The organism is Aequorivita sublithincola DSM 14238 (genome assembly GCF_000265385.1).
GTDB classification, from domain to species: domain Bacteria; phylum Bacteroidota; class Bacteroidia; order Flavobacteriales; family Flavobacteriaceae; genus Aequorivita; species Aequorivita sublithincola.
Map to the genome: position 1 here is coordinate 1,758,468 of NC_018013.1, position 17,272 is coordinate 1,775,739.

Sequence of the window (17,272 nt, forward strand, 5' to 3'; positions counted from 1 at the left end):
GAGACAATGACCAGTGAAAAATTATTGATTGATAAAACAAATTGGACTCCAGTTAAATTTGGTGATGTAGTGTTTGAGCCAAAGGAATCATCTAAAGACCCAATAGCTGATGGAATTGAACACGTTGTTGGGCTTGAACATATTGAATCTGAAAATATTCATTTGCGCAATTCTGCAAATCTTGATACTTCCACCACTTTTACTAAAAAGTTTAAAGTGGGAGATGTTTTATTTGGAAGAAGAAGAGCTTATTTAAAGAAGGCTGCGCAAGCTTCATTTAGTGGTATTTGCTCAGGCGATATTACTGTTTTTAGAGCAAAGAAAAATTTGATTCCAGAACTTCTGCCATTTATTGTAAATAATGAGAAATTCTTTGATTACGCAATAAAGCATTCTGCGGGTGGTCTTTCTCCCAGAGTTAAATTTAAAGATTTAGCTAATTACGAATTCCTCCTCCCACCCATAGACCAACAAGACCAACTAGCCGAATTACTTTGGGCGATGGATAAAGTTATTGAGAGTGAGAAGGGACTGGTTGAAAAAACGGAAATTATTAAAAGCAGTCTGTTTAAAAAATTTTCTGGCTTAAATAAAGATTGGAGAAGATATAAAATTGATGAACTAATGAACTTTCACTATGGAAGTTCTCTTAAAGAATCGGATAGAATTGCAGGTGACTATTCCGTAATTACCTCATCCGGTTTTCAAGGTACTCATAAAGAATATTTATGTGAGGGTCCTGGTATTGTAGTAGGTAGGAAAGGAAATGTAGGTCAAGTCACTTGGGTAAATAATAACTTTTGGACAACTGATACAGCATATTATATTCAAATTAAGCCTGAATTTGAAGACATCCCAATTAAATTTTTTTACTATTTGCTGAAAGCAGCAAATTTAAAAAGACATTCAATAGCAACAGCGGTTCCAGGATTAAATAGAGATGATGCTCTTATGACTAAGGTTTATCTTCCTAATCGAAGAGAACTTTTTACTTATTTAGAAAAATTTGAATTGCTTGATGAAAAATTATTGGTTTTAGAATCAAAATTGTCATGTTCAAAATCCCTGCAAAAAAGTTTAATCAATCAAGTGTTTTAAAATGACTTATACGGGACCTTATACTTACGACCTAACTTTAGAAAGTTTAAAGGATGATAGGTTAATAGCAACGCGAATTTTTGAAGGGGCTGAATGTAGAACATTTAAAAAACCAGTTACAAATGATAAAACTCCAAAAATCTATGTGTTGCAAGCAGATGGAAAAACGCTTTATATAGGTTACACAAGTCAGTCTATATCTACCAGACTGCGTGATGGATTAAAAAAAGCAGGAACATTTAAAGATTATAAAGGTTATAAATGGAAAGATTCTAAATCAGTAAAACTTTCCGTTTTTGTGTTCAATCATAAACTAATAGGAAAACGGTGTGATGAAGATATTCCCTTTATTGATTTAGCAGAAGCCGTGGAAGCGGAGTTGGTGTATTTGGTTAGGCAAAAAACAGGCAGATGGCCCGAGTTTCAGAATGAGATACATTTTAATAATGAAGAAAGAGAAAGGGCTAAAGAGATAACTGAGGATTTTTATAACAAGATAATGAAATGATATAATTGTAAAAAGAATATACGCTGTGGATGCAAAAAATAAGTTAATCGGTAATATAAATCACACACAAGGTACAGCCTTAAAAGCCTCACAATTTAGTTTTGCAAATATCAATAAATCAAAGAATGTATGGTGGTTTAATATTCCAATTTCAAAATTTTCAGACGATGTACATTTATTGCTCAACACTCCCGATTATGCATATTGGGTGCATTTGCCAAGAGGGTTTGCCAAAGGTGTTCCGTTTAGAATTCGCCCAGATAAAAATGCTGTGGATTTAGAGATAAGTGCCAATCCTGGGGATCGGTATTTAAGGGATGTTAAGTCTAAAGGTGCTGGGTTTGATTTTGAGCCTTATGTAAAAGAAAAAATTACTAAATAATGACACTGCACGAAGCTATCCAAAGGGTGTTAGAACAAGAAAAACGCTTATTAACTGCAAGTGAAATTGCAGAGATACTGAATGCTAGAAAATGGTATTCAAAAAAGGATGGTTCTATTATTAAGAGCAGTCAGATATCGGTGCGTGTCAGTAATTATCCAAACTTATTTATAAAGTCAGGGAGTCATATTCATTTGAATGGAAGGGAATTAAAACCTATTCTTAAAAAAAGTGTTGCACCTGTAAAACAGAAAGTAGCTAAAGCAAAGTCAATCGCTACTGCGTCTACTCTTGAAGTGACAGAAATAGATAAAAAGCTTATGCTGGAAAAATGGTTTATTCCAGTTTCTCAGGCCTCTCATCAATTACCAGATTCACCAGGTCTTTACGCAATACGTATTGCAAAACCGGGAAATCTAAAAGCTAGCTTACGCAAAGAATTAGGTAATCGAGGACATAATATTATGTATATCGGTATTGCTTCCCAAAGTCTTAAAAAAAGACTTGGACAAGAACTATGGGCTAAAGGTCACGGAACCTTTTTTAGAAGCTTGGGAGCTGTTCTGGGCTATCTTCCTCCAAAAAGTTCTTTGGTAGGAAAAGGTAATCAGAATAATTATAAGTTTTCTCCAAAGGATGAAGGGAAGATTATTAAATGGATAGAAGAAAATTTGACGATTAACTGGTTGACCTTAAGCGATAACTGGAATATTGAAGAAGATAAATTGATAAAGAAATATTTTCCAATGCTTAATATTCAAGGGAATCCTGGGGCATTGCGGGAGGTTGTGGATGCGAGGAATAAGTGTAAAGTGATCGCAAGAGGATAAATAAAGTGGCAGAAAAGCTATAATTCGCGATTCGCGAATCGCGAATTAATAAAAAAGATTATATTTGCTACACTATCAAATAGTTTAATATGAAGCAACATAGTGGAATGCGGCCTCACGATATTGTGATACTCCTTAAAATAGCAGCCAAAGGGAAGCAAAAGTGGTTTATGAAAGACCTTGCTTTTGAATTGGGAATTAGTGGAAGTGAAATTAGTGAGAGTATAAATAGATCTGTTTATGCAGGATTAATTGCCGGAAATAAAAAACGACTTATGAGTTTGGCCTTACTTGATTTTCTAGAACATGGATTACCTTATGTATATCCGCAACAACCAGGAGCAATTAAAAGAGGGTTGCCAACTGCACATTCTGCACCGCCTTTAAACAATATTATGTTAAGCAAAGAAGCTTATATCTGGCCTTATGCGAATGGAAATATACGAGGACAGGAAATCCAACCCTTACATCCTAATGTGCCAGAAGCGTGTTTAAAGGATTCCCTTTTTTATGAGTTAATGTCGCTTTGTGATAGTTTACGTGTAGGGAATTCAAGAGAAAAAAATATCGCGATGCAAGAGCTGAAAGATAGAATATGCTAAAAAATACGCTGCTGAATAGAAAAGTAATTAGTAAAGTTGCCCTTGCTTTAGGCGATTTGAACGACCAAGTAATGTTTGTTGGGGGAGCAGTCGTCAGCCTGTATATAGATGATACCGGAGCCGAAGATATTAGGCCTACTAAGGACGTGGACATAAGCCTGGAAATAAAAAGTATAAATGAACTGGAAGAATTAAGAGTTTCATTAAATAAAAAAGGATTTACACAATCTCATGAAGATAAAGTGATTTGCAGGTTTAGGTTGGAAGATGTTATTGTAGATGTTATGGGTACCAAATCTATTGGTTGGGCACCAGGTGACCGTTGGTTTGAACTAGGTTATCCAAAAGTCTATGAAGTTAAACTTGATAAGATTTCAATTTCTCTATTGCAGTTACCATATTATTTAGCTGCAAAGTTTTCAGCTTTTAATGAAAGAGGAAAAGACCCCAGAACTAGCAAAGATTTTGAAGATATCGTTTACTTACTAAATTATACTTCTAATATTGTTGAACAGATAACGGCTTCGGAACAAGAGGTTAAAAATTTTTTGAAGGAGGAATTTAAAAAAATAGCTTCAGAAGCTAAATATGAGGAGGCAATTCTTGGACACATTTATTACGAAGAACAAGAAGTGCGTTTTAAACAGATAAATGATAAAATAGAAGGTATAATTAATGGGATTTAACGAACTTAATAGCGTAGAACACTACATCATCCACCAACTAAGCGGGAGCAACCTAAATCGTACAGGTGTTTCAGAGCCAAACGCAGCCTATGGCAAGCAATGGGTTTTTAAATCTTCCCAAGAATTACAACGTGGTGTTAATGAAGTGCTGCTGGAAAATGAGTTGAAAGAAGCTTTAATCAGGTTAAATCCTGAGATAACTCAAAACCCAAACTTGGCAGATGAGGTTATTTATAAACTTCGTGCTATTCTACTTTCCGTAAATCAAACTGGTTTGGTACGCGCCAATGAGGAGATTTTTAAATGGATGTCTGGCGATAAAACCATGCCGTTTGGAGAAAACAATCGGCATGTTCCTATTAGGTTAATAGATTTTGAAACTTTAGAAAATAACACTTATATAATTACCAACCAATACCGGATTCACAATAGAGAAACCAAGATTCCAGATATTGTAATGCTTATAAACGGTATTCCCGTTGTAATAGGAGAGGCCAAAACGCCTATTCGTCTATCGGTGAGTTGGTTGGATGGAGCACACGAAATTCACGAAGTATATGAAAATGCGGTGCCACAGTTATTTGTACCAAACATTCTCTCCTTTGCCACCGAAGGGAAGGAACTTTATTATGGAGGCGTTCGAACTCCTCTAGAGTTTTGGGCTCCGTGGCGCTTGGAATCGGATAAAATGGATTTGGCGCAACAATTAGGGTTAGAAGGAATCGGCAAACAGCTTTCAGATTTAATGAGTCCTAAAAGACTCTTGGATATACTGCAAAATTTTTCTCTTTTCTCCACGAATAACAAGAAACAACGAATCAAGATTATCTGTCGTTTCCAACAATATGAAGGCGCGAATATGATTGTGGAACGCGTAAAGGAAGGAAAGATTAAGAAAGGATTGTTATGGCATTTTCAAGGTTCGGGTAAGTCTTTGCTTATGGTATTCGCTGCACAAAAATTACGGAGAGAACCCTCGCTTAAAAGTCCTACTGTGATAATCTTGGTAGACCGCACCGATCTAGACACTCAAATTTCTGGTACTTTTAATGCCGCTGACGTGCCTAATGTAGAAACCACCGATAACATTAAAGATCTTCAGAGACTACTGGAAAGAGATACCCGAAAAATAATTATTTCAATGATTTTCAAGTTCCGAGACGCAAAACCAAATATGAACACTAGGGAAAATATTATCGTCTTGGTGGATGAGGCCCACAGAACGCAAGAAGGCGATTTGGGAAGACAAATGCGTGCAGCCTTACCTAATGCTTTCTTATTTGGTTTAACAGGAACCCCAGTTAACAAAGCCGATAAAAATACGTTCTGGGCTTTTGGTGCGGAGGAAGATAAGGGAGGCTATATGTCTCGCTATACTTTTCAAGAGTCTATTAGAGATAACGCAACCCTGCCTTTGCATTTTGAACCGAGGATGGTGGATGTTCATGTTGATAAGGAAACAATTGACGAAGCCTTCAAGCTCTTTGTAGAAAGTGCAGCTCTTACAGATGAGGAGGCAGATGCTTTGAATAAAAAAGCAGCCCGTATGGCGGCATTCTTAAAAGCCCCCGAACGTGTAGACCGCATTGCAAAGGATATAGCCACTCACTTTAAGGAAAAAGTTGCACCACAAGGATTTAAAGCCATGGTTGTAACACCAGACAGGTATGCCTGTGTCCTATATAAGGAAGAACTTGATAAATATTTTATTCCCGAGGCGAGTCGAGTAGTTATTTCAACCTCTGCCAATGACCCTTTTGAATTTAAACAGAAGTGGGGAATAGATAAAAGTCAGCAGGAAAAAATAATTGATGAGTTTAATGATCCGCAATCAGATTTAAAATTCTTGATTGTGACCGCAAAACTACTTACAGGTTTTGATGCACCTATCTTGCAAACAATGTATCTTGATAAGTCTATAAAAGATCATACTCTTTTACAAGCTATCTGTAGAACCAATAGACTATTTCCAAACAAAACTTTTGGGCGTATTGTGGATTATTTTGGAGTTTTTGATGATGCTGCGAAGGCTTTGCAGTTTGATGAAGAATCAGTGCAAAATATAATAACCAATCTATCATCGTTACGCGAAAAACTTCCTCAAGCAATGGAAGATGCCCTGGCACATTTTGAAGGAGTGGACCGAACTCTTATTGGTTTTGAAGGACTTGAAAAAGCTCAAAATGCTATTAAGGATGACAAAAAGAAAGATGAGTTTGCGAGAGATTATAAATATCTATCTCGTTTATGGGAATCTTTATCTCCTGATCGAGTACTCGATGTCTATCAAGAAGACTATAAATGGGTGTCGCAAGTCTTTGAATCAGTCAGGCCTCCAGGAGATAATTTGGGTAAATTATTATGGATTACATTAGGTGCGCAGACAACAAAACTTATGCACGAAGGAATGCAAGTAGGAGAGGTGCATGCGCTGGAGGAATATAGATTGGATGCAGATGTAATTGAAAGTATTTTTAATAATCCAGATCCCTCAAATGCTAAGAAACTCGAAAAGATTCTAGCAAAGCGATTTAAAAAGCATGATGGCAATCCTAAATTTAAATCCCTCAGTGAGCGTTTAGAGGCTCTAAGAGACCAGGCGGAACAAGGCCTGATTACTTCCATCGAATTTATAAAAGAATTGTGTAAGCTAGCTAAGGAAACAGTTCAGGCAGAAAAGGAACTGGAAGAACTGATCCAAGAGAAGACACCGCAGGCCGCTTTAACTGAGCTATTTATTGAACTAAAAACTAAACAAACTCCCGCTGTTGTGGAACGAATAGTAAATGATATAGATGGAATAGTAAGGATGGTACGCTTTCCCGGCTGGCAAACTACAAGTTCTGGAGAGCGAGAAGTTCAACAGTCGCTTAGAAAGGCACTTTTAAAATATAAGCTTCATAAAGACCAAGTACTTTTTGAGCGGGCTTATGGGTATATTAAGGAGTATTATTAAACCGCCAAACAAGATGCCAATTATCTCGAGCGCGACGAGGAGAAATTAGTAAAATTCAAAAACGAATGCCCCATCCATTCTCTCTGAAAGGTTGGGAGTCTCTTTTTTTTGAGCAATACATACAAAAGGAGCTTAATTAAAACCCAATACATAGAAACAACTTTCATCCCATTCTCTTTGGTAAATTTATACAAATCACCTCTAAACCATCAATCACAAGCAATCCGTTCTCTAATAGTTCCATCCTCCCTATGAATTATGACATCGGCTTTGTGTTTTTTGGCTAGACGTTTCGCTTTAATAATGGCGGTGCTTTGTTTACGGTGTTTGGAAGTGATGCGTTTATTACCCTCACGCCTTACTGCCCAATCCCCCTCATAAGGTACCACGTGTTGGTGCCAGGTACTGGGTGTAGTGTTGCTTCGCGAACTTTCAAAAATAACTTTAATTATTTCTAGCAGTGCTTTTAACCAAGATTTACCATTTGCCATAAAACCATAAATTACTAGCCCCGAAGATACTGTTTTTAATAAATAGCGATATCTGGGTGCGCATTAACAAACCAAACTTGGGGCTTTCTAGTAGAGGTGTGTTCTTCGACAGGCTCAGGGTGACAGTAGGATGTTGTACTTCAAATGCACTTCGACTGCGCTCAGTGTGACATTACGTTTGCGGGTGGCCCACCAAACTGCAACAGATAAACATCCAAATATGATCCCAGCTAGAGTGGCTATATCACCAACATATAGACTACCAACATAAAAACCGCCAAGAACAATTATAATAACATTACCAATTAGCAAAAAGGTAATAGAGATGGTAAAACAACCTAAAACTCTAAATCCTCAACACCAATAACACACCAGCCCTGGGTATGGATAAGCACCCAAACTTCATCTTTTTTCATCTTAAAATGGTCAATGGTAAAATTTTCTACGTTTCCCATAATTGAAATGCCTTTGGTGGCTTGCAGCTTCGATGCTAGCTTGGTATTGACGAGATCGATTTTTTCTTTTATTATTGGCATTAAATCAACGCTTAAGGCTTTCAATATTTTTTTATAAATAAAGCTGTTAATCACAGATTTTAGGAGGGTATTTGCAATCCAATTTTCTCCGCTGCTATTAATTTTATAGCCTTCAACATATAATTTTTGAGTTTCAACATCCAGCTTTACAAGTGCTTGAACCGACACTTCAATTTCTTTATCGTGGAATATACGCGTAAGGGTTTGTAGCTTGAGCCTTAATGCTAGATTATATGGTGCACTATTACTTTCAGCTAGATTAAGATCCAATATCTTAAAATAGTTAGATACTTTCCCCTTAGCATCGGTTTTACTGATTGTGGTAGCAATAAATTTTTTCTTTAGAAAAGTTTCAATAGCGGCAAAGCCTATTCGCGCCGGCAATTTTATTGAAATATCTTGATCTGGTGTTGTTGAATTAGAATTCATATAAAGTAAATTGAGAGCTTACTCGTAATTTAAGATAAATTTCAAAATTAAAACCTTTTAATTTGGTCTTTTACTATTTGCTAAAAGCTAATTAGCCATTGTTGGATATTTCCAAAAGAATATCCAAGCTCCTAAAAGGTTGTATGGTGTGGTCTCAAATCAGCATTCCCCTATTGGAATAATATTCTATAAATCATAATTTTGGTAAAAGACAATAAACTTCCAATTGTCAGGGTGAGCCCTTCGGCTACGCTCAGGACAGGCTAAAGTCGAACCCCTTAGTTATAACGAAATAGTAATTTAAATGGCGAGCACTTGGACTGCGCTCAGGACAGGCTACGCGGTGCGACATTGGGATGCTTCTTTAAACTTTGGTATGTCAGGATGAGCGCATCCGATACCTATCAGATCGAACCCGTTTAGTTAGAATGAGGTTTATTATTAGCTACAAAACCCTTACACTACTACTTTTACGATTTCAAAGGCAAACGTCAAACTCTTGACTAAATACCCTAATTAATTCATATTCAGTTTAGAATACGTAAAAATGTTCATAATCATTTTGAAAATTCCCCCTATCCGAATACCTTTAATATGATATTTAAAACACTCACTTCAAAAATTTATAAAATGACAAAAATTACCATTACTCTAAGGATTGTTATGATAGCCAGCTTATTTGGTATAACAACCGCCTCGGCCCAATACAGTCAAGAGGCAAAAATAGTAAGTGAAAATAGGGAGTCGCGCGCAGAATATGGCACTTCTGTAGCTATTCGAAATTCGTATGCCTTAGCAGGGGCAGCGCGGGAGAATAATGCTTCGGGTGCCGCTTATATCTATCATAAAGATTCGGGTGGCAATTGGACTTTTCAACAAAGTATTACCGCCCCAGACCCCAATGAAGGTGCTGAATATGGCGGTGGGGCAAAAATGGTTGATAGTCTAATGGTTATTGCTGCTGGTAGGGCTGATGTTTCTGGCTTGCAGCGTACTGGCGCTTTATATGTTTATCAACTGAACGAGACTACATGGGAATACCAAACCAAACTGATAGCAAATGATTTTAGCGCTGATGCCAAGATGGGAATGAATCCTACCTCCCTCGCGATGGAAAACGCTACCATAGTAGCAGGTGCCCCTGGTGAAAATGGCTGGGTGGGTAGTGTGTATGTCTTTGAGAAGTCTGGCGGTACATGGTCGCAGGAGCAAAAAATAATGAGTCCAAACCCACAACCCAATGATACTTTCGGAATAGGAGTAGCCATTGCGGGTGATTTTATGGTGGTTGGCGCCAATGAGGAAGACAATACAAAAGGTGCCGCGCACATATATAGAAAAAGTAATGTTGGAGTTTGGGACCATATTCAAAAAATAACCGCCTCTGATGCTATGGCGCAAGGTTATTTTGGCACTTCGGTAGCTATAACAGATTCCTATATCGCCATTGGTGCTTACGGCCATGCAGGTGGGGAGGGTTCAACTTATATCTTTGAGAATGATGGTACAAACAACTGGACGGAAACCCAAAAAATCACGGCTTCCTCCCCTTCCATTGAAGCAAATTTCGGGTGGAACTGCATACTCCAAAACGAATATCTAATTGTGAGTGCTCCCCATCCATACGGCTCAGAAAAGGGAGAGGTTTACGTTTATAAAAATAGTGCTGGTGTGTTTAATGAAATTCAAAAAGTAGAAAGCCTTGATCTTGCACCAGAGGATTTTTATGGATGGAATATTGAAATGGATGGCAACCAACTTATTGTTGGGGCGCCTTGGGAAGATGAGGATGCCACGGGAGGAAATACGGTGGACAGAGCGGGTTCTGCCTATATTTTTAAGGATCCAGCTCTGGCAATTAATGATTTTCACGATACTACATCTTTGCTTGTCTATCCCATTCCCACAAAGAAAAACATTACCATAACTTCAAATAATAGCATTAATAAAATAACGCTCTTAAACGAGTTAGGGGCGTTGCTTTTAGAAAGCAATCCTAAAGCAATCCAAGAATATAATCTCGATCTTTCTCAATATGCAAAGGGACTTTATTTTCTTAATGTAGAAACCACGAACGGACAAACAACGATAAAGAAGGTTATTGTGGAATGAGATGGTTTTGGATCTCAAAGCACTTCGACTACCCTCAGTGTGACAGACGGATGTCAGGGTGAGCCTTTCGGCTGCGCTCAGGACAGGCTAAAGTCGAACCCCTTAGTTATAACGAAATAGTGTTTTTAATGACAAACACTTCAAAAGCTTTCAATATAAGGCCCCACGCTATCCCAATCGCAATTCCCACCAAAAACCCCACCAAAAACCCACAATCTTTTCTTAAACTCCCCATCAAAAAGCACATCCCTTTGTAAATTAGTACTAACAATAAAAAAACAAAACCTATGAAAACGCTAAGAACACTTTCCGCAGTTGGCCTTTTGGCCTTACTTACCGCTTGCGGGAGTACCCAGACCAGTACTACAGATACCCAGACAATAACGCCAAATAGAGGCAAGTCCAATACCGAAATAACTTCTGCTGGCAAAGCACCCACTCGCCAAAGTTCTACGGTAAGTGCGAACAGCGATACCACTAGAAACAACGCGGCAGCAACCAAAGCAGAAATGGAGAAGATGTACACCGCTTTAGATATGAATGACGATCAAATAAGTCAGTTTAATACTAAATGGCAAACAGAAATGAATTCTTGGAGCCGCAGCAACCGCAATAATACAATGAACAGCTTTGAGCGTACAGAAACCCAAGACAAAATTATGAAAGGAATTTTAAACGATACCCAGTTTGTAAAATATCAGCAATGGGCAAGAGACAATGCGGATAAAAACGCAAGAAATTAACTATTGAAATTAATAGGATACTGAAGAAATAAATCTTGAATGCTTATTTAAAAGCAATTCATTGAACTTCAAATTGAATACATAACCGAAGAGCTCAGCCAGACAATTCAATGTCCAGCGGAGCCCTTTGCCAATTTTGGTACTGAAGGAAACTGAAATCTTTTTATCTTTGACATAAGACGAAAGGAGGTAAGACATAGAACTATTAAAAGAACAGTTATTTTGGTCTTACGTCCTATGTCCTAAAGTCTTATGTCAGTTTTTTTAAACATTAATATCAAATTATCTCCTCAACATTCGTAGTAGAACCCAAATCAAAATACTAGCTTATCAATACTACAATCATCTATTAGTAAGTTGAGAAATAATTTGTAATTTGCATTCGGTATTCAATTACCTTTAATTAATTGATTGTCAATAATAGTACTGTTGTAGAATAGTTTGAAATTTATTTATTTTTTGATTTCAACCTATTTCCCTTTAGGGATAGGGTAAAAAATAGGTTGAAATCAAAATTCTACATTATTCTAAATCATCCCTTAAATAATTTATATTTTTAAAAAGCTATTTAGTTCTTTACACATAGCTTTCAATGCAATAAAACTCCACTATGCGTACTAATTTTTATATTTTTTCAACGCTTTCATTGTTGATCACATTTGGTTTAGCCTTTTTTTTAAGCGCTAACTGGTATGTGCTGTTTGCAATAGTATTAGCCCTAACTATTTTGGGATATTACGATACCTTTCAAAAACGACACACCATTATGCGGAATTATCCCGTATTGGGCAGACTGCGTTATGTGCTGGAAGAACTACGCCCAAAAATGTATCAGTATTTTATTGAATCTGATATTGATGGCCGTCCGTTTAATAGGATAGATCGCTCCACGGTTTACCAAAGAGCAAAGGCAGTACGCGACACCATTCCCTTTGGAACCCAACTGGATGTTTATGCCGAAGGTTACGAATGGATCTGCCATTCCATAGCACCAAAGGCTTTTAATACATTAAATCACGACCCTCGGATTATGATAGGAAATAAGGGATGTTCACAACCTTATTCCTCCAGTATATTGAATATTTCAGCAATGAGTTTTGGATCTCTTAGCGCAGCAGCGGTAGAGGCCTTAAATGGAGGCGCAAAAATTGGAAATTTTGCTCAAAATACAGGTGAAGGAGGTTTGAGTGACTATCACTTAAAACATGGGGGCGATGTAATTTGGCAAATTGGTACAGGGTATTTTGGATGTCGTGATGAAGCAGGAGACTTCAGTCCAGAACTATTTTCTGAAAAGGCGAAACATCCTCACGTAAAAATGATTGAGCTTAAAATTTCCCAAGGCGCAAAACCCGGCCATGGTGGAATCCTACCAGCCGAAAAAAACTCCGTGGAAATTGCGAAAATAAGAAATATTCAACCACATACTAAAGTGGAGTCACCGCCTTATCACTCCGCTTTTAGCACTCCTATGGAGATGGTACAGTTCATTCAGAAACTTCGAGACCTATCTGGAGGAAAACCGGTTGGCTTTAAATTGTGTATCGGTTATAAAAGTGAATTTATTTCTATCTGCCAAGCAATGGTAGAACTAGATATTTATCCAGACTATATTGCTGTAGATGGTGGTGAAGGAGGAACAGGAGCCGCTCCACCAGAATTCAGTAATTATGTAGGTGCCCCGTTGATTGACGGTCTTGATTTTGTGCATAATATTCTTAGAGGAATGGGCATCCGCCATCATATTAAAATTATTGCGGCTGGTAAAATCACTTCTGCTTTTCACGTAGCTCGTGCTATAGCTTTGGGTGCTGATGGTTGTAATCAAGCCCGCGCTATGATGCTCGCCTTGGGATGTATTCAAGCATTATTATGCAACACAAATAAATGCCCTACAGGAATCACAACCCAAGATCCTAAACTAACTGTAGGTCTTGTTCCCGAAGATAAAAAGGTTCGTGTTGCGCAATATCACGAAAAAACAATTAAAAATTTCGTAGAAATTCTAGGAGCTAGTGGTTTGGATGAAATGAAAAATTTAACGCGCTCTCATATTTATCGCCGAACTTCCCTAAATGAAATGATTACTTATGAAGAACTTTTTCCATCCATAAAACCAGGATCAATGTTGGAGGGGGTAATACCAGAAAAGTATAAAATGGATTTTGCTTATGCAAATAAAACACGTTGGGGAGTCCATCCATTGGAAGCAAATAGTTGTACTTATTAAAAAGAATCGCTAATCATTTTAATAAGGCATTAATAAAAATTGCCTCACTATTTTGTCTTACAACAAGTAATAAATTATAAAGAAAGCTCCTTTGAAAGGAGCTTTCTTTATAAAAATTAATATTTGGTTATTTTAATTGTTGCTTTTTTTCCATCCATAGTTGTTACTGTAGCTAAATAAAGTCCTGCTGCCCCAATAATTTCAACATCTAGATTTTGTGTGTTTTTATAAGTTGAAATTGAAACAACTTGCCCCAACATATTTAGAATGGTAACTTTGCTTTCAGAAAAGCTTTCTCCAAGATTTATAGTGAATCTACCGTTGTTTGGATTTGGATATGCGGTAATTGATGTGCCAAAATTATTTTTTGAAACTCCTAGAATTGCTGAGGTGGTTTTGAACACCCAATAATCATCCAAGCCTCTGCTGTTCTCGCTTTTATCACCAGAGATATTTGAATCTGAAGAACAAAACATTATGAAATTACCATCAGCGGTTGGAAGGATGTATGGACCGCTTTCATCGGCAGAACCTCCTATGGAATTTTGAGAAAGAATATCTCCAGCTGCATTTAGTTTTACCAGCCAATAATCGTAACCGCCATTGCTGTTTTCGGTTTTGTCGCCAGAAATGTTACTGTTGCTATAGCCGGCGATCATATAGGTGCCATCTGCGAGTTGTTTTACATCGCGCGCATAGTCTATGCCGCTACCGCCAATGGTGTTTTGCCATACCAAGTTGCCACTACCGTCCAGTTTCAATATCCAGTAGTCGTAATCGCCCTGAGAATTTTCGGTTTTATCGCCAGAGATATTTGATTTTGAATAGCCACCCAAAAGATATCCGCCATCTGCGGTTTGTGCCATATTACGGAACGCGTCTTTATCGCTGCCGCCAAAGGTTTTGTTCCATTGTATATTACCGTTGGAATCCAGTCTTACTATCCAGTTGTCGCTTTCGCCTCTGCTTATTTCCGTTTTATCTCCAGAAATCCCTGAAGTTGAAGAACCACCAATAATAAACCCGCCATCTGCAGTTTGGAATCCTACTTGAGGACGGTCTACTAAGCTTCCACCAATACTTTTTTGCCAAACGATAGCACCCGAACTGTCTAATTTCATGGGCCAATAATCACGCTGTCCTTTTGTGGGGACTGTTTTATCGCCGCTTATATCGCTATCTGAATATCCACTTACAAAATAACCGCCATCTGTGGTTGGGACCACGTAGGTGTCAAATTCAGGTTGGGCGCCGCCGTAGGTTTTTTGCCAAACGATAGCTCCAGAACTATTTAATTTCAATATCCAGTAATCGAAATCGCCGCGAGAGTTTTCGGTTTTATCCCCAGAAATGTTGGAATCTGAACTTGAGCCCACAATGTATCCACCATCGGAAGTTTGTTTTACAGAGATTAAAAAGTCTTCCCCGCTGCCGCCAATGGTATTTTGCCACATAATATTGCCAGAATCGTCAATTTTCACGATCCATATGTCTGTACCGCCGTTGCTATTTTCAGTTTTTTCGCCGGAAATATTGCTTGTTGAATAGCCTCCGATGATGAAGCCTCCATCTGAGGTAGGTTCTAAGACTGTGGAGAAATCGGTACCGCTACCACCAATGGTTTTTTGCCAAAGAATGGCGGGGTCTTGTGAAAAGGCGCGTATGGCGCATAGTAATAATACGAATAAGATAATTTGAGTTTTCATTTTAATTTGGTTTAAGGATTATAAGTGTATATCGAAATTGCTGTGGAAATGTCATCAATTTTTTTAGCGGGAATAGAAAAGGTAGAATTGAAGCGCGAATAGCGTAGAAAAAATATTTTTATAAAACAAAATGCTCCATATCTCAGGAGCATTTTCACATTAATAACCTAAAATGAAATAGAAAGAAATTACTGTTTCGTTATTTTAATGGTCGCTTGTTTTCCGTCATTAGTTTTAACGGTTGCAAGATAAATACCTGCGGCACCGTTAATTTCCACATCAAGCGTGTTTGTGTTTTGGTAGTTTGTAGATGAAACAACTTGACCAAGCATATTATTGATGATGACATTTATTGCTGAAAAACTTTCGCCCAGCTTTATGGTGATTCTACCATTAGTCGGATTTGGATAAGCACTTAGTGATGGCCCAAAAGTATTTTTAGCAACTCCAAGAATTGCTGGAGTAGTTTTAAACACCCAGTAATCATCCAAGCCTCTACTATTTTCACTTTTATCGCCTGAAATATTGGAATCTGAGGAACAGAACATAATATAATTGCCGTCATTCGTTGGAAGAATATATGTGCCGCTTTCATCGGCAGAACCGCCAATGGAATTTTGGGAAATAATACCGCCAGAAGTATTTAAGCTTACCAACCAATAATCATAACCACCATTGCTGTTTTCGGTTTTGTCGCCAGAAATGTTGCTGTTGCTCCAACTGGCAATAACATATGTACCATCAGAAATTTGCATCACATCCCGGGGATAGTCTATACCGCTACCGCCAATGGTATTTTGCCACACGATGTTTCCACTGCCGTTCAATTTTAATATCCATTGATCATAATCACCCTGTGAGTTTTCAGTTTTGTCGCCAGAGATGTTTGATTTTGAATAGCCGCCCACTAAGTAGCCACCGTCTGCTGTTTGTACCATATTACGAAGTACATCACTATCATTGCCGCCATAGGTTTTGTCCCATTGCACATTTCCGCTACTGTCAAGTTTTACGATCCAGTAATCGTTGCCACCACGGGTATTTTCAGTTTTGTCTCCCGAGGCTGGCGAATTTGAAAATCCTCCTATTATAAACCCACCATCATTGGTTTGAAAAGCCGCTGACGGACGGTCTACCAAACTACCGCCGATACTGTTTTGCCATACAATGGCACCGCTGCTGTCCAGTTTAAGCGCCCAAAAATCGCGCTGACCGTTTGTTGGGTCGGTTTTGTCTCCACTAACTTCACTGTCGGAATAGCCACCTACAAAGTAGCCTCCATCTGGGGTTTGAACCACGTAATTGTCAAATTCGGGTTGATTGCCACCGTAGGTTTTTTGCCAGACAATGTTACCAGAAGCATTCAGTTTTAATATCCAGTAATCTAAGCCGCCACGAGAATTTTCGGTTTTGTCGCCCGAAATATCTGAGTCTGATCCTGCACCTACTATATAACCACCATCTGAAGTTTGTTTTATAGAGATTAGATAATCGTCCCCGCTCCCGCCAATGGTGTTTTGCCACATAATGTTGCCGGAAGCGTCAAGCTTAACGATCCAAATGTCGATGGCACCGTTGCTGTTTTCGGTCTTCTCGCCAGAAATGTTGCTGGTGGAATAGCCCCCGATGATGTATCCTCCGTCTGAAGTAGTTTCAAAAGCAGTGGAAAAATCGGTATCGCTGCCACCGATGGTTTTTTGCCAAATAATGGCGGGGTCTTGTGAAAAGGCGCGTATGGCGCATAGTAATAATACGAATAAGATAATTTGAGTTTTCATTTTAATTTGGTTTAAGGATTATAAGTGTATATCGAAATTGCTGTGGAAATGTCATCAATTTTTTTAGCGGGAATAGAAAAGGTAGAATTGAAGCGCGAATAGCGTAGAAAAAATATTCTTATAAAACAAAATGCTCCATATCTCAGGAGCATTTTCACATTAATAACCTAAAATGAAATAGAAAG

General features: G+C 38.0%; 14 protein-coding genes. 10 read left to right on the forward strand and 4 right to left on the reverse strand.

Annotated features, from left to right (window positions below):
- Positions 1–6: 6 nt before the first annotated feature.
- The 7 genes from AEQSU_RS16770 (at position 7) to AEQSU_RS08190 (ending at position 7,062) form a co-directional block, all read left to right on the forward strand.
- Complete coding sequence (locus AEQSU_RS16770) at positions 7–1,098, forward strand: restriction endonuclease subunit S (protein WP_014782388.1); 1,092 nt, start codon at positions 7–9, stop codon at positions 1,096–1,098.
- A gap of 1 nt (position 1,099) precedes the next feature.
- Positions 1,100–1,606: a hypothetical protein gene (locus tag AEQSU_RS08165; RefSeq protein WP_014782389.1), complete on the forward strand. Its 507-nt coding sequence runs from the start codon at positions 1,100–1,102 to the stop codon at positions 1,604–1,606.
- A 25-nt stretch (positions 1,607–1,631) separates the two neighbouring features.
- Positions 1,632–1,988 carry a hypothetical protein gene (locus AEQSU_RS08170; protein ID WP_014782390.1) on the forward strand — a complete coding sequence of 119 codons (357 nt, stop codon included), beginning with the start codon at positions 1,632–1,634 and terminating at the stop codon, positions 1,986–1,988.
- Entirely contained in the window at positions 1,988–2,818 is an 831-nt protein-coding gene (locus AEQSU_RS08175; protein WP_014782391.1) for a GIY-YIG nuclease family protein, read from the forward strand. Before AEQSU_RS08170 ends, AEQSU_RS08175 begins: the two co-directional genes overlap by 1 nt.
- 89 nt (positions 2,819–2,907) lie before the next feature.
- Positions 2,908–3,420, forward strand: coding sequence for a hypothetical protein (locus tag AEQSU_RS08180; RefSeq protein ID WP_014782392.1), 513 nt, complete (start codon positions 2,908–2,910; stop codon positions 3,418–3,420).
- On the forward strand, positions 3,414–4,106 hold the full coding sequence (locus tag AEQSU_RS08185; RefSeq protein ID WP_014782393.1) for a nucleotidyl transferase AbiEii/AbiGii toxin family protein: 693 nt from the start codon (positions 3,414–3,416) through the stop codon (positions 4,104–4,106). The genes AEQSU_RS08180 and AEQSU_RS08185 overlap by 7 nt, the downstream gene beginning before the upstream one ends.
- Complete coding sequence (locus AEQSU_RS08190) at positions 4,096–7,062, forward strand: type I restriction endonuclease subunit R (RefSeq protein ID WP_014782394.1); 2,967 nt, start codon at positions 4,096–4,098, stop codon at positions 7,060–7,062. Before AEQSU_RS08185 ends, AEQSU_RS08190 begins: the two co-directional genes overlap by 11 nt.
- 209 nt (positions 7,063–7,271) lie before the next feature.
- Here AEQSU_RS08190 and AEQSU_RS08195 read toward each other — a convergent pair whose 3' ends face one another.
- Positions 7,272–7,553: a DUF2188 domain-containing protein gene (locus AEQSU_RS08195; protein ID WP_014782395.1), complete on the reverse strand. Its 282-nt coding sequence runs from the start codon at positions 7,551–7,553 to the stop codon at positions 7,272–7,274.
- 338 nt (positions 7,554–7,891) lie between these two features.
- Positions 7,892–8,518 (reverse strand): DUF4403 family protein, encoded by a 627-nt coding sequence (locus AEQSU_RS08205; protein WP_014782396.1) that lies wholly within the window; start codon positions 8,516–8,518, stop codon positions 7,892–7,894.
- Between the two features lie 630 nt (positions 8,519–9,148).
- Here AEQSU_RS08205 and AEQSU_RS08210 point away from each other — a divergent pair.
- The 3 genes from AEQSU_RS08210 to AEQSU_RS08220 all read left to right on the forward strand — a co-directional run bounded on the left by AEQSU_RS08210 (position 9,149) and on the right by AEQSU_RS08220 (position 13,603).
- Positions 9,149–10,630 carry a T9SS type A sorting domain-containing protein gene (locus AEQSU_RS08210; RefSeq protein ID WP_014782397.1) on the forward strand — a complete coding sequence of 494 codons (1,482 nt, stop codon included), beginning with the start codon at positions 9,149–9,151 and terminating at the stop codon, positions 10,628–10,630.
- A 287-nt stretch (positions 10,631–10,917) separates the two neighbouring features.
- A complete protein-coding gene (locus AEQSU_RS08215) occupies positions 10,918–11,373 on the forward strand; it encodes a hypothetical protein (protein WP_014782398.1) in 456 nt (151 codons plus the stop codon).
- Positions 11,374–11,983: 610 nt separating this feature from the next.
- A complete protein-coding gene (locus tag AEQSU_RS08220) occupies positions 11,984–13,603 on the forward strand; it encodes an FMN-binding glutamate synthase family protein (protein ID WP_014782399.1) in 1,620 nt (539 codons plus the stop codon).
- Positions 13,604–13,719: 116 nt separating this feature from the next.
- Here the strand turns inward: AEQSU_RS08220 and AEQSU_RS08225 are convergent, their stop codons facing one another.
- Both AEQSU_RS08225 and AEQSU_RS16170 read right to left on the reverse strand, forming a co-directional pair.
- On the reverse strand, positions 13,720–15,309 hold the full coding sequence (locus tag AEQSU_RS08225) for a T9SS type A sorting domain-containing protein (RefSeq protein ID WP_014782400.1): 1,590 nt from the start codon (positions 15,307–15,309) through the stop codon (positions 13,720–13,722).
- Between the two features lie 188 nt (positions 15,310–15,497).
- Positions 15,498–17,087, reverse strand: coding sequence for a T9SS type A sorting domain-containing protein (locus AEQSU_RS16170; protein ID WP_014782401.1), 1,590 nt, complete (start codon positions 17,085–17,087; stop codon positions 15,498–15,500).
- Between the last annotated feature and the right edge of the window lie 185 nt (positions 17,088–17,272).

What these genes read in the sequence shown, in the direction of transcription:
- AEQSU_RS16770 (WP_014782388.1), top strand. Translation starts at nt 7, where the DNA reads ATGACCAGTGAAAAATTATTGATTGATAAAACAAATTGGACTCCAGTT.
- AEQSU_RS08165 (WP_014782389.1), top strand. Translation starts at nt 1,100, where the DNA reads ATGACTTATACGGGACCTTATACTTACGACCTAACTTTAGAAAGTTTA.
- AEQSU_RS08175 (WP_014782391.1), top strand. Translation starts at nt 1,988, where the DNA reads ATGACACTGCACGAAGCTATCCAAAGGGTGTTAGAACAAGAAAAACGC.
- AEQSU_RS08180 (WP_014782392.1), top strand. Translation starts at nt 2,908, where the DNA reads ATGAAGCAACATAGTGGAATGCGGCCTCACGATATTGTGATACTCCTT.
- AEQSU_RS08185 (WP_014782393.1), top strand. Translation starts at nt 3,414, where the DNA reads ATGCTAAAAAATACGCTGCTGAATAGAAAAGTAATTAGTAAAGTTGCC.
- AEQSU_RS08190 (WP_014782394.1), top strand. Translation starts at nt 4,096, where the DNA reads ATGGGATTTAACGAACTTAATAGCGTAGAACACTACATCATCCACCAA.
- AEQSU_RS08195 (WP_014782395.1), bottom strand. Translation starts at nt 7,553, where the DNA reads ATGGCAAATGGTAAATCTTGGTTAAAAGCACTGCTAGAAATAATTAAA.
- AEQSU_RS08205 (WP_014782396.1), bottom strand. Translation starts at nt 8,518, where the DNA reads ATGAATTCTAATTCAACAACACCAGATCAAGATATTTCAATAAAATTG.
- AEQSU_RS08210 (WP_014782397.1), top strand. Translation starts at nt 9,149, where the DNA reads ATGACAAAAATTACCATTACTCTAAGGATTGTTATGATAGCCAGCTTA.
- AEQSU_RS08215 (WP_014782398.1), top strand. Translation starts at nt 10,918, where the DNA reads ATGAAAACGCTAAGAACACTTTCCGCAGTTGGCCTTTTGGCCTTACTT.
- AEQSU_RS08220 (WP_014782399.1), top strand. Translation starts at nt 11,984, where the DNA reads ATGCGTACTAATTTTTATATTTTTTCAACGCTTTCATTGTTGATCACA.
- AEQSU_RS08225 (WP_014782400.1), bottom strand. Translation starts at nt 15,309, where the DNA reads ATGAAAACTCAAATTATCTTATTCGTATTATTACTATGCGCCATACGC.
- AEQSU_RS16170 (WP_014782401.1), bottom strand. Translation starts at nt 17,087, where the DNA reads ATGAAAACTCAAATTATCTTATTCGTATTATTACTATGCGCCATACGC.